The 15,222-nt window shown below is 49.7% G+C and carries 12 protein-coding genes; 9 read left to right on the top strand and 3 right to left on the bottom strand.

The window, feature by feature from the left end:
• Positions 1-92: 92 nt before the first annotated feature.
• Positions 93-614, top strand: a complete 522-nt coding sequence (locus Q1V85_RS06385; RefSeq protein ID WP_300598457.1) for a DinB family protein — start codon at positions 93-95, stop codon at positions 612-614.
• 85 nt (positions 615-699) lie between these two features.
• Here Q1V85_RS06385 and Q1V85_RS06380 read toward each other — a convergent pair whose 3' ends face one another.
• Both Q1V85_RS06380 and Q1V85_RS06375 read right to left on the bottom strand, forming a co-directional pair.
• Positions 700-1,548, bottom strand: coding sequence for a ThuA domain-containing protein (locus tag Q1V85_RS06380; RefSeq protein ID WP_300598456.1), 849 nt, complete (start codon positions 1,546-1,548; stop codon positions 700-702).
• Positions 1,549-1,584: 36 nt separating this feature from the next.
• Positions 1,585-1,998, bottom strand: a complete 414-nt coding sequence (locus Q1V85_RS06375; RefSeq protein ID WP_300598455.1) for an OsmC family protein — start codon at positions 1,996-1,998, stop codon at positions 1,585-1,587.
• A 316-nt stretch (positions 1,999-2,314) separates the two neighbouring features.
• Here Q1V85_RS06375 and lipA point away from each other — a divergent pair, with 316 nt between their 5' ends.
• The 3 genes from lipA (at position 2,315) to Q1V85_RS06360 (ending at position 4,712) form a co-directional block, all read left to right on the top strand.
• A complete protein-coding gene (gene lipA / locus Q1V85_RS06370) occupies positions 2,315-3,226 on the top strand; it encodes a lipoyl synthase (protein ID WP_300598454.1) in 912 nt (303 codons plus the stop codon).
• Positions 3,227-3,460: 234 nt separating this feature from the next.
• Entirely contained in the window at positions 3,461-4,033 is a 573-nt protein-coding gene (locus tag Q1V85_RS06365; RefSeq protein ID WP_300598453.1) for a YceI family protein, read from the top strand.
• A 46-nt stretch (positions 4,034-4,079) separates the two neighbouring features.
• Positions 4,080-4,712, top strand: a complete 633-nt coding sequence (locus Q1V85_RS06360) for an NAD(P)H-dependent oxidoreductase (RefSeq protein WP_300598452.1) — start codon at positions 4,080-4,082, stop codon at positions 4,710-4,712.
• A 361-nt stretch (positions 4,713-5,073) separates the two neighbouring features.
• Here the strand turns inward: Q1V85_RS06360 and Q1V85_RS06355 are convergent, their stop codons facing one another.
• Entirely contained in the window at positions 5,074-6,306 is a 1,233-nt protein-coding gene (locus Q1V85_RS06355) for a serine hydrolase domain-containing protein (RefSeq protein WP_300598451.1), read from the bottom strand.
• An 859-nt stretch (positions 6,307-7,165) separates the two neighbouring features.
• On the opposite strand from Q1V85_RS06355, the gene Q1V85_RS06350 reads away from it, so the two are divergent.
• The 5 genes from Q1V85_RS06350 (at position 7,166) to Q1V85_RS06330 (ending at position 15,157) form a co-directional block, all read left to right on the top strand.
• Positions 7,166-9,019, top strand: coding sequence for a class I mannose-6-phosphate isomerase (locus Q1V85_RS06350; protein WP_300598449.1), 1,854 nt, complete (start codon positions 7,166-7,168; stop codon positions 9,017-9,019).
• 56 nt (positions 9,020-9,075) lie between these two features.
• Complete coding sequence (locus Q1V85_RS06345; protein WP_300598448.1) at positions 9,076-10,524, top strand: sugar porter family MFS transporter; 1,449 nt, start codon at positions 9,076-9,078, stop codon at positions 10,522-10,524.
• A gap of 5 nt (positions 10,525-10,529) precedes the next feature.
• Complete coding sequence (locus tag Q1V85_RS06340) at positions 10,530-11,396, top strand: ROK family protein (protein ID WP_300598447.1); 867 nt, start codon at positions 10,530-10,532, stop codon at positions 11,394-11,396.
• Positions 11,397-11,434: 38 nt separating this feature from the next.
• On the top strand, positions 11,435-13,777 hold the full coding sequence (locus Q1V85_RS06335) for a GH92 family glycosyl hydrolase (RefSeq protein ID WP_300598446.1): 2,343 nt from the start codon (positions 11,435-11,437) through the stop codon (positions 13,775-13,777).
• 534 nt (positions 13,778-14,311) lie between these two features.
• The gene (locus tag Q1V85_RS06330; RefSeq protein ID WP_300598445.1) at positions 14,312-15,157 is read left to right on the top strand and encodes a hypothetical protein; all 846 of its coding nucleotides are present in this window, start codon (positions 14,312-14,314) and stop codon (positions 15,155-15,157) included.
• The last annotated feature ends 65 nt before the right edge of the window (positions 15,158-15,222 follow it).

Raw genomic sequence — 15,222 nt, 5'->3', positions numbered from 1 at the left:
GGGGGAGGCAGCTGTTAGCTTTTAGCCTTTAGCTGATAGCTGACAGCTGGCTGCTATCCTCCTCGGGTTCTTTCATCTAAAAAAATTACAACATGGAAACAACAGTTAGCCGGTTGCAGTTGATTATTCCTGCTTACCGGATGCATACGCAACAGTTCAATAATGCGATTGATGGCATTAGCGAGACGGATGCTTTAAAACGGATCGAGGGGCGGACAAACCATATCGTATGGATGGCCGGTAATTTAGTAAACTGCCGGTACTGGCTGGCCAATATCCTGGGTATTGCCGATAAGGACCCGAACGAAGCGCTTTTCAAAGATGCGAAAGCGCTGGATGCAACGGCTACCTACCCAACCCTTGCCGCGCTAAAAGAAGAATGGCATAAAATATCGCCCCTGGTTTTTCAAAAATTACAAACCGTAACCGATGCGGAATTAAACGAAGCGTATCCCTTTGGGATGGGCGTTGGCTTTGTAGAGGAGAACAAGCTGAATATGGTGGGCATGTGCATCGGGCGTGAAGATTACCTCTTTGGCCAGATCGGCCTGATGCGGCGGATCCTGGATTACCCGGGGATGAAATATGATATCGACGAAAGCATTTCATATTAATTTTAGTGTTAAGTTGCTCCCGCAGATGGCACAGATGAGACGCCGCAATACATCAGCGAAAATCAGCGGAAAAGATCCGCGTAAATCAGCGGGGAAAGTTCCCGCGCATGGCACGATCACCCAGCCACAGCAGGGTATTCAACACCAGCTTATTTTGCATAGCGTTGGTAAACGTAAAGGATAACTCCCGGTTGGTATGGTGCGCATAATCGATATCATTATGTCCCATGTTAAAGTACACCATATGGTATTTTTTATTGCTCCATACTACCGGGTAGTACCCATTATGCCATATTTCATGCGGTTTGGGACCGGTGCCCAGCGGAAAGCTGCTGGAGTCGATGGATAGGAGGATATCAATGTCCGGGTTCTTCCGCAGGTCATATTGCCAGCGGTACCATTCATTCGGGGCGCTGCGGAAGGTTGAGGGCATTCCTTTTAGCACCGGATGATCTTTTAATTCCGTTTTTAACACAGCGGCCGTCGGGCGCCAGGTATTGCTAACGTAGTTGCCGGATCCTAAAAACTGGTTGTGGTACCAAGGCCAGTTATCCGGAAATGCTGATCCCGGCAGGGTAAATGCTGAAAAATGAAAACCCATCCATCCGCCGCCACCTTCCATATACGCTTCAAATGCCTTTCGCTGCGCTGGTTGTTCCGGCCGGGTGTCCAGGAAGATGAGGACCTGGTAGGTTGAAAGATCTGTTGTGCGCAAAAGATCCCAGTTGTCGGTTGAATCGTACCGGAAATGTTCCCGCAGGGCCGCCGCTGCAAACCAGCGATTGGCTTCATGTACAAAACTGATATGCGCAGGATCCTGTTTGGCCGTATAAAAAGCCAGTACCCGGAACCGCGGCCGGTTGGTTTGCGGACGGGCAACGGCATACAGCAACATTGCTGCGAAGAGTAAGCCAATCGTTTTTATGAATTTCATATCAGGGATATGCGGCCACCAGATCCGTTTAAACGGTTATTGCCAGGCGCCCCAGTCAATATTGACTTCAATATCCGGGTGCAGGCTTTTGGCTACCGGGCAGGTGTAGCCGGTCCGTTTCAGGATGTCGATGGTTTTGGGATCGATCACGGCCAGGTTTTCAGGAATATATACTTTCAGGTCAATGCCGCTTACGCGCCTGGGCTCAGCTGCCATTTTCTTCAGGACCTCGATCTTTATATCATTCAGATCAAAATCCATGGTGCGGGCCTTAATACCCATTACGGTGATCATGCAGGCGGCCAAACTGGTAGCCAGCAGATCGGTAGGAGAAAACCGTTCGCCTTTCCCATTGTTATCGGTAGGGGCATCCGTTTCAAAATGTGATCCGCTCTTTAGATGCGTACAGGTGGTGCGTAAATCGCCGTTGTATAAAACTTCCGAAGTCATTGTTTATTTATTTAATGCGTAAAGATAGTTTTTTTGGGATCGCCGGAGGCGATAAAATAGGCAGGTGCGACTGTAAGTCGCACCTAGCTGGCTGGCTGGCAGGCAGGCATGAACAAATCGCTGCCACCTGTTGTTAGTAGATGGGCTGCCCCCGCCTGAATGTACCATTCGGTACGGGCGGGCGATGCGCAGGGTTTAGCTCCGGGTAAGGCCGGGGCCGCAGCCCGGAGCAGCGGGAACCGCAGGTGGGCCCTGTTCTGCAGCCCATAGCCCCAAAATGAAAAAGAATGAGCATAAATTATAGTATTTTCGCGTCATGATCGAATTACCGGTAACAACGAAGATAAAGAAGCCCGACTGGCTGCGTGTGAAACTGCCCATTGGCGAAAGCTACCGGCATGTGCGCGGACTGGTGGATCAGCATAAATTACATACGATCTGTGAAAGCGGCAACTGTCCGAATATGGGCGAATGCTGGGGAGAAGGTACAGCCACTTTTATGATCCTGGGAAATGTGTGTACCCGAAGCTGCGGATTTTGTGCCGTGGCCACCGGTCGCCCCGAGCCTGTGGATTATGACGAACCACAGCGTGTGGCCGAAGCTATTTACCTGATGAAGGTAAAACACGCGGTGATCACTTCTGTAGACCGGGATGAGCTGAAAGACGGCGGGGCATCGATCTGGTTTAATACCATCCGTGCGGTAAAAGCGCTGAACCCGGAAACGACGCTGGAAACCCTGATCCCCGATTTTAAAGGCAAAAAAGAAGATATCCAGACCGTGATGGAAGCGGCTCCGGAAGTGATCTCACATAATATTGAAACCGTAGAACGGCTGACCAAACAGGTGCGCATCCAGGCCAAATACTGGCGCAGCATGGAAGTGATCCGGACCCTGAAAGAAGGCGGTGCCCGCACCAAGAGCGGCATCATGCTGGGCCTGGGTGAAACCCGGGAAGAAGTATTGCAAACACTGCGCAACCTGAAAGACAATGGCTGTGATGTGGTAACCATTGGCCAGTACCTGCAGCCTACACCCAAGCATTTGCCGGTGCAACGCTTTGTACACCCGGATGAATTTGCTTTTTACAAAGATGCCGGTTATGAAATGGGGCTCGATTATGTAGAAAGTGGTCCCCTGGTGCGTTCATCCTATCATAGCGACCGTCATGTACATCCCGGGTTGGGCCGGATCCAGTGGGAAGAAAGCAAGCGGATGGTGGGATAACCGTTCTGGAATATAGTTAAATAATAAGGCCGCCGGGAATGATCCTGGCGGCTTTTTATTTTAGAACTATTTTTAAGCAGCGCTTCAGTCATTGCTAACGATCCCAAAATCTGCGCATCTGCGGCTGTTTGATAAACCGCCACTTAATCTAGGTTATTTTTTAAGAACCGCACTTGTGGTTGCTTTGCACCTGCATTTGTAAAGCAGGTGTATGTTCTTTAAAATTATAAACAAATGAAAAAAGTTTTTTTATTGCTCGCGGTTTCAATATTTAGTATCCAGCTATTTGCGCAAACAACCTGGTCGGCAGATCCCATGCACTCTTCCATCAACTTTACCATTAAGCATATGGGTATCAGTTTCGTTACCGGGAAGTTTGATCAGTTCCAGGGTACGCTTCAGGCAGCCAGGGCCGATTTTTCCGATGCGAAGATCCGCTTCACCGTTCAAACATCCAGCGTAAATACGGGCGTGGCACCCCGCGATAAGCACCTGAAAACGGCCGATTTTTTTGATGTGGAGCAATTCCCCGAAATGAAATTCGTGAGCTCTGGCTTTAAAAAGAAATCCGGAAACAAATACCAGCTGAGCGGCAACCTGACCATTAAGGATGTAACCAAACCCGTGGTATTGGAAGCGGTTTATGGAGGCCGTACCAAAAACCAGATGGGTAAGGAAGTGATCGGGTTTCAGACGGCTATCCGGATCAACCGGTTTGACTATCATATTCCCTTCGACCCAACCGGAAAGGCGGTAGCAAGGGATGTGGATGTAACCATCTTCCTGGAACTGCAGCCGCAGCAATAACGGCAACAGCCGTTTCATTTTTTAGTATCCTCAAAAAATAAATACGATGGAAATTATTGAACAGCTGAACTGGCGTTATGCCACCAAGGCGATGAACGGAAAAAAGATTCCGCAGGAAAAGATCGATCGCATTTTAGAGGCCGCCCGCCTGGCGCCCTCTTCTAACGGGCTGCAGCCGTTTGAGATCATTGTGGTCAGCAACCAGGAATTAAAAGAAAAGATCCGCCCGGCAGCCTTTAACCAGCCACAGATCACCGGTTGCTCGCATCTGTTGGTATTTGCGGCCTGGGATCAATATACACCGGAACGGATCGACGGATTTATTGCGCATACCGCGGCAACAAGGGGTGGCGATCCGGAGCGGCTGGAACGGCAGCGCCAATCACTGATGCATAATTTTGGACGTATGGATCAGGACCGGGGTTATGCACATGCAGCAAGGCAGGCCTATCTTTCACTGGGCGTAACCATTGTGGCGGCGGCAGCAGAAGGCGTTGATGGCACACCCATGGAAGGCTTTGATCCGGAACAACTGGATGCCATACTGGATTTGAGGTCAAAGGGATTACGGAGCGCCGTGATCATTGCGCTGGGATACCGGGATACGGAAAAAGACTGGCTGGTACATTTAACAAAGGTTAGAAAAGATAAAGCGCAGTTCGTTACGGAACTCAATTAAGTTGTAGGTGTTTGTGGTAAGAAAAGCCTGGTCCGGTTATCCGGTGCCAGGCTTTGTGTTTATCTGCGTTTTTTGAGGAGGCGGCTCGATTGCCAACGGGACATTTTAATCTACAGATGCTGGTTAATGAACATCTATCTGCGCATCAGCGGCGTATATGCACGCGCGCGGCTGTATGAGCCACAGAGGCGCAGATTGTGCTGAGCAGGATTGTGATCACTTTTCATACTTTCGAATGAACCGGCAATTTCAAAATAGTGGCTAAAAAAACCAATAGAAATCGCGGCCGGTAAAATTGCAGGGAATAGCGTTGTTGAGCACAGAAACCCATGCACAAAAAAACGTAAACAAGGACTGCTGTTTATTTGCCAGGATAGCCCAGTGCCGACCGGGCGGCGAGCCCGGCCTTACTCAATGCCTTAAGGCAAAAGTCGAACCGTTCTTTGCTGGTAAGGTTCCAGTAAGGTAATAAAACAACCACAGACACATCAGTGGCAGGATCATACGCCATCATCGACAGGTAGCCCACCGTAGCGCCATTGTGGCCATACCCCAGGCCTTCAATATGTGAACAGCCCAGGGCATACCGGTTGCCCTCCGGTGGCCGGGCCGGGCCTTCACTGTTTTGCATGAGCGCAACGGTTTGCGGTTTTAATACATTGCGTCCCTGCATCAGGCTCCGGATGTATTTATTAAGGTCCGTCATGCTGCCGGTTCCGTTGCCTTCTGCGATATGACCCGATGCATTCTCCCGGTCTGTAATGATGGTGGTGTCCGGCAAGCGGATCATACCAGTAATATAGGGTGCCGGCAACTGCTGATCCATTGCGTTTTCGATAAAGCGGACGCCCAGCGGCACGTTGGCCGAAACTCCGGTGATCTTTTCATGCAGATAGTCGGCATAGGTCTTTGTTTTACCGGAACGGAAGGAATAGATACGTGCAATGATCTCGCCCAGGATCGAATAACCGGTATTGGAGTAATGGTATACCGTATTGGGAGGCCCGTAGGTAAGTTTATACTGTGTAAGGACCTTTACATATTCCGGGGTTGTAAACTGGTGATTCGGGTCCAGGGTCATCGCATGTTCCAGGTAGGTATCGCCGTTAACGTCGTACTGGCTGGTATCGTTGGTAAGATCATACACTCCCGCATTATGCTGCAATAGTTGTTTGATTGTGATCTCGTTTTTATGCGGAAAATTCCAGTCCGTTTCGGCAGGCACATATGGCATTCCGGCACCCGGAATCATAGCGGTGATCTTGTCCTCAATATTTAGCCAGCCTTCCTGCTGCATATTCAGGATGGCCGTTGCCGTAAAATTTTTAGTGTTGCTTGCAAACCGGAAGATGGTGGCCGCCGTAACGGGTTTCCCGTTTTTTCCTGTGGAGGAAGAGAAGTAGCGCCCCCTGGGTGATTCGATCAGTACGCTGATGGATGGTACCGGGGCGTCCAGTGATTTTTCCAGTGAAAGCCGTTCCTGTTCGATAGCGGTTTGAAGCTTCGACTGAACGGCGGAATCCGATTTGTTGCAGCCTGCCATTGTTTGCAGGCCGATCCAGCAGCTTAAAAGCAATAAGTGGAAGGGTTTCATAAACAGATATTTTAAGGTGAAGCGCATCTTTACGGTTTTGAGGTACCGGGTACCTGGAAGAGACCGGGGATCTTTGTTGTTTGAGTGGTTATGGGCCTGTTCGAATAAAAGCAGCTGTTGTTTGGCTGCTCTGTTCTTTAGAACAGCCTGCAGGCGCAGCTGCTACAACAAATATACAAATATTTTAATGAGAAAGAACCGGGGGAATTAATTGGACTTTCACGGTTAGGATGCGTACGGTCCTGAACCGGATGCTCATCAATGAATGGTTGCTAAGTTTTCAATTGTTGAAAAATGTATATGGACATAACATAATCATTTTCGTCTACCCTAACCGCATACATAGCGGCGGCAGGAGGGGAAGGGGCGCTTAATTTTTCCGGGTGGTCCGGTATTACAAAACGGCCTTACCATAACCGCTTTCCGGCCCCGCCATCAATCGTTTTACTTGTTCCGTTGCGTATATCCGCCAACAATAACAAAAATCAGGAGAATAAGAATGAGGGTAACCATAGCAGCTATATAAAGTGGAGATCAATGAAACAGATGTATTTCTTATTGGCTTTCTTTTTTTAAAGATAAGGGAATATCGCGAGGATATGTTCCGGGTGTATCCCAGGGTACTGATAAAAGCCCCGGTTGCAATGCGGTTAGCCTGGGAAAAAAGGAAAGATTTCATTATATGTTTAAATGTATGTACATTTACTGCTAAAATAATAAAGACTGCCCGGTTTGCATTATTTTTAAAGTACCGTCTTTCTCCGGTGCGGCGCCATCAGGGGTTGCTTAACGAGGATCGGGGTACTGTTGAAGTAAAAGCAGGTAACGTATCCGGGCAGCGAACAGCAATACATCGATTATGACTGAACTTACTCAGACGCGCATGGAAACCATTAAAAAAGTTCCGCAATCATTCCGGAAGAGCGGGCAGCCGCTGATGCCACAACGATTGACCAGTGCAGCAGTTAAAACGGATACCTACTCTATTTATCCTTTTCACCACCTTGGAGAAAATAAGATCCATGAAGGCTATCGTTCCCTTGCGGATTGGATCCTGGGAGAAAAAAGAGTAGTGATTGACGGTTACAGCGGCGTGCTTTGGGAAGCCGTATACCAGTCATTGAATACCGTATTCCGGGAAAAAGGTGTGCAGGTACACTGGATCTTTACAGCAGATTATTTAAAGCCTGAAGCGGCGATCAATGCATTGGTGCGTCCGTTCCTGGGAGCGGAGGATGCCGTTTGGGGAACGCGCTGTACCCATCAGCTGGCCGATTTTTTTGAGATGGACCGGTTAACGGCCGTTGAAGCCGATCCTGCCGCCGATTGTACCCTGGTGATGGGTGCGGGTGCAGCGCTTTGTGGCTGGGAAGTACCGGTGGTATACCTCGATGTGCCCAAAAATGAAATTCAATACCGCATGCGGGCCGGGGCGGTTACCAACCTGGGGGCTGTGGAGCCAACGCTTGCGCCCAGGATGTACAAACGCTTTTATTTCGTAGACTGGGTGGTACACAACGCGCATAAAAAGAACTTGCTCAACCGCATTGCAGTATTGGGAGATGTGCAGTGGGAGGACTCCCTTAGCTGGGCATTGGCGGCAGATATCCGTGCAGGATTTGCACAAATGGCCCGAAGCAGCTTCCGCGTGAAACCCTGGTTTGAACCCGGCGTATGGGGCGGGCAGTGGATGAAAGACCGGATACCGGGATTGAATAAAGAAGAAATAAATTACGCATGGTCCTTTGAGCTGATCGTGCCGGAAAATGGAATTGTTTTTGAAAGCGATGGCCTTTTGCTGGAACTGGCATTTGATTTCCTGATGCTTTGGGATAGGGCCGCTGTTATGGGGCGTCATGCCGGTTTTTTTGGAGATGAATTTCCCATCCGGTTCGATTTCCTGGACACCTGGAACGGGGGCAATCTTTCCATCCAGTGCCATCCGCGCCTGCCGTATATCCGGAAACATTTTGGCGAACATATAACACAGGATGAAACCTATTATATCCTGGACTGTAAGGACGATGCAAAAGTGTACCTGGGGTTCCAGGAAAACATTGAGCCGCAAACGTTCCGGGGAGTGCTGGAAAACAGTCACCGGAACAATGTGGAGGTGCCGGTGGAGGAATTTGTACAGGTGCATAAAGCACATAAGCATGATCTTTTCCTGATCCCCAATGGAACGGTGCATAGTTCCGGTGCCAATAACCTGGTATTGGAGATCAGTTCCACCCCCTATATTTTCACGTTTAAAATGTATGACTGGCTGCAGGTAGACCTGAACGGCGAGCCCCGTGCCATCAATATTGAACATGCTTTCAATAACCTGCGTTTTAATTATAAGGGAAGCGATGTGGCAAAAGAACTGATCGCACATCCCCGTTTAATAACCAATGGCAACGACTGGGAGCTCTATCACCTGCCCACGCACCCGCATCATTTTTATGATGTGCACCGCGCAGAGTTTGATTCCAGCATATCCTTTACAACCGGCGATAGCTGCAATGTGCTGATGCTGGTAGAGGGAAGTTCTGTAACAGTACAGGTAGCCGGAACAGAACAGGTATATCATTATGCGGAAACATTTGTGATTCCCGAAGCTGCGAAACAATATACGGTGATCAATAACGGAGCCCAACGCGCCAAAATGGTCCGGGTATTTATAAAAGATTCCATTGATCATTTAAAAATAGATGACGATGGTGATCGTTAAGTGCTGCACTATATAAACGCAAATGAAATATATTTAGAACGATTCAATTCTTGCCAATGCCTGTATCCATTAAACGATCTTCCATTCTTACCATCACCCTTGTGGCATCCCTGGGCGGCTTTCTTTTCGGGTTTGATATGGCCGTGGTTTCCGGAGTACTGCCGTTCCTGCAAAAGCAGTTTTCACTTTCGGCCTTTGAAGAAGGCTGGTTTGTATCTGTAGCACTCATTGGTTGTATTGCGGGCGTGGCGGCCTCCGGTGAGTTAAGCGACCGGTGGGGACGGAAAAAGCCATTGTTTATAGCAGCATTGCTCTTTTTTTTATCGGCACTGGGTTGTGCCGCCATGCCTTCCTTAACCGGGGTGATCGTGTTCCGGTTCCTGGGCGGTGTGGGGATCGGACTGGCCTCAAATGTGGTGCCCCTTTATATATCGGAAATTGCCCCGGCAAGGATCCGCGGCCGGCTGGTTACGTTTTACCAGTTTGCACTTACCCTGGGCATCCTCATCGCTTATCTCAGCAATGCGGGCCTGGTAAATGATGCTGCGGCGCACCCGGCAAATGAGCCCGGCAACTGGACCACCCTTTTGTTCCGGCAGGAAGTATGGCGAGGAATGCTGGGGCTGGGAATGATACCCGCCCTGCTGTTTTTACTGGGCTTGTTTTTTGTGCCGGAAAGTCCGCGCTGGCTCATACAGCAGGGAAGAACGGAAGAAGGGCTGGCCATTATCAAAAGTATTTCGCCGGGTGACGAGGCGGCTGCAGGTACACCGTTGCAGGATGCCGGAACCGGGGAGGGCTCATACCGCGAATTGTTTGCGCCCCGCTGGCGAAAAGCCCTGTTACTGGGCATATTGCTGCCACTGTTTTCGCAGTTCAGCGGCATTAATGCGATCATTTATTATGGTCCCAGTATTTTAAGCAATGCTGGTGTATCATTAAGCAATTCTCTTTTAAGCCAGGTGATCTTTGGATTTGCCAATATGATCTTTACCCTGGTTGCGATGTGGAAGGTAGACAGCGCAGGGCGCAGGCCGCTATATCTCTGGGGTACGGCGGGGGCAACCGTTGCGCTGTTCTTAACCGGGCTTTGTTTTGCAACAGGCGCCACAACTTCCATCTGGTTACTGATCTGTGTAATGGCCTTCCTGGCTTGTTTTGCCTTTTCGATCGGTCCGCTGAAGTTTGTAGTTGCTGCTGAGATCTTCCCGGGTAAGATCCGGGGACGGGCAATGGCCATCAGCATCATGGTCATGTGGATCGCGGATACCATTGTAGGACAGCTAACCCCTATACTGTTGAAAACCGTGGGTACCGGCGGAACCTTCTGGATCTTTTCCGCTTTCGGCGTCATTGCATTTATTACCGTGTACCGCCTGCTTCCGGAAACCAAAGGAAAATCGCTGGAGCAGATTGAAACCGAATGGAAGGGCAGTGCTTTCATACCGGAAGCAGCAAAAGAAAGCAACATCAACAGGTCAATAGATCAAATAACGCATCCCTGAAACGAATGAACAATCTTGTACTGGCGGTTGATATCGGAGGAACGCATATTACAGCGGCACTGATCGACCTGGAAAAAAGGAGCATGATCAGGCCTTCCCTGATACGCATGCCGGTAAACGCGGCTGCAGCGGTGAAACCGGTTATTGATACCTGGAGCGCCTGTATGCGGGCGGCTATGCAGGATGTTCCGGTGTCTAAGATCTGCATCGCCATGCCGGGGCCTTTCGATTACCAGGGTGGCGTGAGCCTGATGAAGGCACAGGGAAAATATGATGCGTTGTACCAGCACAATGTAAAACAATTGCTTGCGGAATCGCTCCATTGTTCCCCCGGGCAGTTCTTTATCAAAAATGACGCCGCCTGTTTTCTTCAGGGCGAAGTATTTGCCGGTGTGGCCAATGATGGTTTTAACCAGGTGGTGGGCATCACCCTGGGCACCGGATTGGGGTCTGCATTCTATACAGATGGAATGGCTGAAAACGCGGACCTGTGGCAATTCCCATTCCGTGATGGAATTGCTGAGGACTACCTCTCTACCCGGTGGTTTGTAAAACAATACGCTGCCTTATCCGGCACAGTACTGGATGGTGTAAAAGAGCTTTGGGCCTGTGCAGCAACGGATGCAAGGGTGCCGTTGCTCTTTAAAGAATTTGGGAAAACCCTGGGTGCATTTTTAGCATCTTTTATTGAAATGAAACCGGCGCAGGCTGTAGTGATCGGGGGAAATATTACCGGGGCTTATGAAGTCTTTCAACAGGAAATGTGCGACGCCCTTCACAAACGCTTTCCGTTTGTGAAGGTAAAGCGGTCGGTGCTGGGGGAGCGGGCCGCATTATACGGCGCTGCGGGCAGCTGGCTGGCTGGCAGATAGGTGGCAGATACCATTTTGTTTATATAAACGGTTTAACGGTGCGACATTTATTTTGGTTTCCGGTTTATTTAACCGTCCTCTTTGTTTTATTGGGCAACCAGGCGGATGCACAAAAGGATTTTACACAGTTTGTAGATCCGGGCATTGGTACGGCACACTGTCGCTGGTTTCATTATGCACCCGGGGCCTTACCCTTTGGTATGGCCAAACCCGGACCGGCCACCAATGGAAGCTATGGCAATGCCAGCGGCTGGGAAGCCACAGGTTATGATTACCGCGATAGCTCTGTTGAAGGATTTCCTAATGTTCATGAGTTCCAGGTTGGCGGGATTGTATTTGCACCCATTACCGGGGCCTTACAGACCGTGCCGGGAAAGCCTGAAGATCCGGACAGTGGTTACCGGTCGCGTTTTGACCGTAAAGATGAGATCAGCACGGCGGGATACTATTCCGTATGGCTGAAGGATTACAGCATCCGGGCGGAGCTCACGGCCACCAAACGGGTGGCTTTTCACCGGTATACCTTTCCGGCATCGGAACAGGCTTACATCCTTTTTGATATCGGCAATCAGCAGGGCGAAAGCGGGCCGGTAAAAGATGCCGGTGTGCGTTTGCTGCCCGATGGCCGCATCGAAGGCTGGGTGACCACCTTGCCGGCGTATATTCAAAAATATCAACCGGGCGCATCGGTAACCCTGTACTTTTCGGCCGTGGTTGATAAGGCGTGTACGGCTTACGGCGCCTTTAACGGAAAGGAGGTCCATATGTCTGTAAGGGAGGCTAAGGGAAAAGGAGCGGGTATATATCTTGGCTTTTCTACAAAAGAACAGGAGGCCTTAACCATTAAGGCCGGCTTGTCGTATACATCCATTGAAAATGCACGGCTGAACCTGGAAACGGAAGCCGCCACGCTTTCTTTTGACCAGGCCCGGGCACAATCAAAGGAAACCTGGAATGCATATCTGGGCCGTATCGAAGTGGAAGGGAAGAACCGTGCCGATCTTGTAAAGTTTTACACGGGCCTTTATCATGCGGTGCTGGGACGGGGCCTGGCCAGTGATGTAAACGGTGCCTATCCAAAAAATGACGGAACGATCGGACAGATCCCGTTGGATAAGCAGGGCAAGCCACAGCATCAACATTACAATACCGATGCCGTATGGGGTATTTACTGGAACCTGGCGCAGCTTTGGGCATTGGTGTACCCGGAATATTATTCGGACTTTATCAAAAGCCAGTTGCTGGTTTATAAAGATGCCGGCTGGCTGGGCGATGGTATTGCAAACAGCCGGTATGTTTCAGGGGTGGGAACCAATTTTGTGGGACTTGTTTTTGCAGCGGCCTATATGGCGGGCATCCGGGATTTTGATGTGCCGCTGGCGTATGCGGCTGCACGGAAGAATGAGCTCGAATGGAACGGCCGCCCCTTCGGAGCAGGAAAAATGGACCTGGACCGGTTTCGCCGGTATGGATACGTAAACCACCTGGATTCCGGGAGCGGCAGCAGTGAGCTTTGGCAGTTTTCGGTGTCGCATACGCTGGAATACGCCTTCAGCAGTTATGCGGTGGGGCAGTGGGCCCGGCTGCTGGGCAAAAAGAAAGACCAGGATACCCTGATGCGTTTGTCAAAAGCCTGGGAAAACGTTTATGATCCGCAATTAAAACTGGTAAGGCCCCGCCTGGCCAATGGCCGGTTTATTGATCGCTTTGATCCATCCCAGCCCTGGCGCGGATTCCAGGAAGGAAACGCCTGGCAATACACCTATTTTGTGCCCCATGATATGGAAACCCTGGTACGGAAGATGGGCACACAAACCTTCAACAACCGGTTAGACAGTATTTTCACCATTTCGCAAAAAGCGTTATTTGGCGGCGGCGCCACAATTGATGCTTTTGCTGGTGTTGGCGGTATCTATAATCACGGTAACCAGCCCAACCTGCATGTGTCCTGGTTGTTTAATTTCTCCGGCCGGCCATCACTTACACAAAAATGGGTACGGGCGATCTGCAACCAGTTTTATGGCACCGGAGGCGTTCATGGTTATGGTTTTGGCCAGGATGAAGACCAGGGCCAGTTGGGCGCCTGGTTTGTAATGGCCTCCATGGGCTTGTTTGATATAAAGGGGTTAACCGGTCCCAATGCTCAAATGGGGATTGGCAGCCCGCTGTTCAACCGTATAAAGATCCGGCTCAGTCCGCGGTTCTATAGCGGAAAGGAGCTTATTATTGAAACAAAGAATAACGACAGCAGCCATATCTATGTACAATCCATCTTGCTGAATCAACAAAAAATGCATAGGCCTTTCGTGCCCTGGCAACAACTCATCAAGGGCGGCACACTGGTATTGGAAATGGGCAGCCGTCCCAGGGATCAGTACTAACGCAGGATTGTTTGCCAACAGCGCTGTCTTTAACGCAAAGCGCGCAAAGCATCCGCAACGATCGCAGGCAATGTCATTAAATGACATTGCATTCTTAGTGTAACCTTCGCGTACCTCGCGGTTAATATCCTCAGCGAGCCTCCGCGTGCTCATGTACGCTGCGGTTTATGATAACGCAATCTATCCACAATGATCAGAGGAAGGAAGGTCATAGTAAAAAACTTTGCGCACCTCGCGTGATCCTTGCTCCTTGCGGTTTAAAGTTTAACGCAAAGCGCACAAAGCATCCGCAACAATCGCGGGGACTGGCATTGAATGACATTGTATTCTTTGCGTAACCTTCGCGTACCTCGCGGTCAATATCCCCAGCGAGCCTCTGGGTGCTCATGTACTCCGCGGTTTATGATAACGCAAATGAAACATGCAATAGTCGGTAAAACCGGTTGTTTGACTTCTAAGCATGGTATTCATCGCCCCGCTTTTACCGGGCGCTTCCCCTTCGATACATTTGCTCCCCAAAATAATGTATCAATTATGTATAACAAATTAATGAGCACCATCAGCAAACCGGTAACGGCCGTATGGCTGGCTGCAGTTCTGTGCGCCGGCTGTGAACAGGATAGCAGCAATATAGATGATCCTAAGGAACCGGCAAAAGCAGGCAATTTTATCCCTGCAAAAAACAAAAAGTTTATTTATAAAGTAGAAGGCGACGGGGGTACTGAAGCCACCGTTACACAAAATATTACCGGTAGTAAAGATTCTTCGGGTATTACCGTGTATAACCTGCATGCTTTAGTAGAAACCGGCGGAACCTCCATGACGATGGATAACCGGCTGTTTGCGCTTGGTGGTAAAACCTACACCGAAATAAAAGTACCGGATGCCTGGTATCAATACGTGGAGTTGTTTGGTAAAATGCCCAACGTAAAAGTAACCAGGGCCGAAGTGACCGGCTACCCCGCATATAGGGTCATGCAAAATGCATTAAAAGACGGGAGCACGATTACCACTGAAGGGCCGTCGGCACAGGAGCAGCTGATCGAATATACCAGCAATGGTCAGAGCGGATCCAGTAAGCAGGAGATCGCAGCCGTTACAGGGTCTGGCAAAGTAGAGACCATTAAAGTGCCCGCAGGCAGTTTTGTATGCAATAAGTTCTCCTATGATGTGGGGACCAGGATCACATCCAAAATCGGAGACAAACAGGAAACTGCCAATGGGAATGAAAAAATAACCATCTGGATGGCACACGGTGTGGGCATGGTAAAACAGGAGTCTGCTGCTACCCTGGTATCCATGATACCATTGCCCACCGGTGAAATCAAAAAGGTCGTTACCAATACAACATCCACGACCACCCTTCAAAAAGTTGAATAGTGATTGATGCCTGTTGGTATGTAAAAATACGTTGTATATGGATGCGCTGATCTGACCGGTGCATC

This window comes from Niabella sp. (assembly GCF_030150205.1).
Lineage (GTDB): Bacteria > Bacteroidota > Bacteroidia > Chitinophagales > Chitinophagaceae > Niabella.
Note: the sequence above shows the minus strand (reverse complement) of the source record. Positions and strands in the feature narration are given on the sequence as shown.

Excerpts from the sequence above, each read along its gene's own strand:
- Q1V85_RS06355 (WP_300598451.1), bottom strand. The coding sequence starts at position 6,306 with ATGAAACCCTTCCACTTATTGCTTTTAAGCTGCTGGATCGGCCTGCAA.
- lipA (WP_300598454.1), top strand. The coding sequence starts at position 2,315 with ATGATCGAATTACCGGTAACAACGAAGATAAAGAAGCCCGACTGGCTG.
- Q1V85_RS06385 (WP_300598457.1), top strand. The coding sequence starts at position 93 with ATGGAAACAACAGTTAGCCGGTTGCAGTTGATTATTCCTGCTTACCGG.
- Q1V85_RS06350 (WP_300598449.1), top strand. The coding sequence starts at position 7,166 with ATGACTGAACTTACTCAGACGCGCATGGAAACCATTAAAAAAGTTCCG.
- Q1V85_RS06380 (WP_300598456.1), bottom strand. The coding sequence starts at position 1,548 with ATGAAATTCATAAAAACGATTGGCTTACTCTTCGCAGCAATGTTGCTG.
- Q1V85_RS06340 (WP_300598447.1), top strand. The coding sequence starts at position 10,530 with ATGAACAATCTTGTACTGGCGGTTGATATCGGAGGAACGCATATTACA.
- Q1V85_RS06365 (WP_300598453.1), top strand. The coding sequence starts at position 3,461 with ATGAAAAAAGTTTTTTTATTGCTCGCGGTTTCAATATTTAGTATCCAG.
- Q1V85_RS06345 (WP_300598448.1), top strand. The coding sequence starts at position 9,076 with ATGCCTGTATCCATTAAACGATCTTCCATTCTTACCATCACCCTTGTG.
- Q1V85_RS06330 (WP_300598445.1), top strand. The coding sequence starts at position 14,312 with ATGTATAACAAATTAATGAGCACCATCAGCAAACCGGTAACGGCCGTA.
- Q1V85_RS06375 (WP_300598455.1), bottom strand. The coding sequence starts at position 1,998 with ATGACTTCGGAAGTTTTATACAACGGCGATTTACGCACCACCTGTACG.
- Q1V85_RS06360 (WP_300598452.1), top strand. The coding sequence starts at position 4,080 with ATGGAAATTATTGAACAGCTGAACTGGCGTTATGCCACCAAGGCGATG.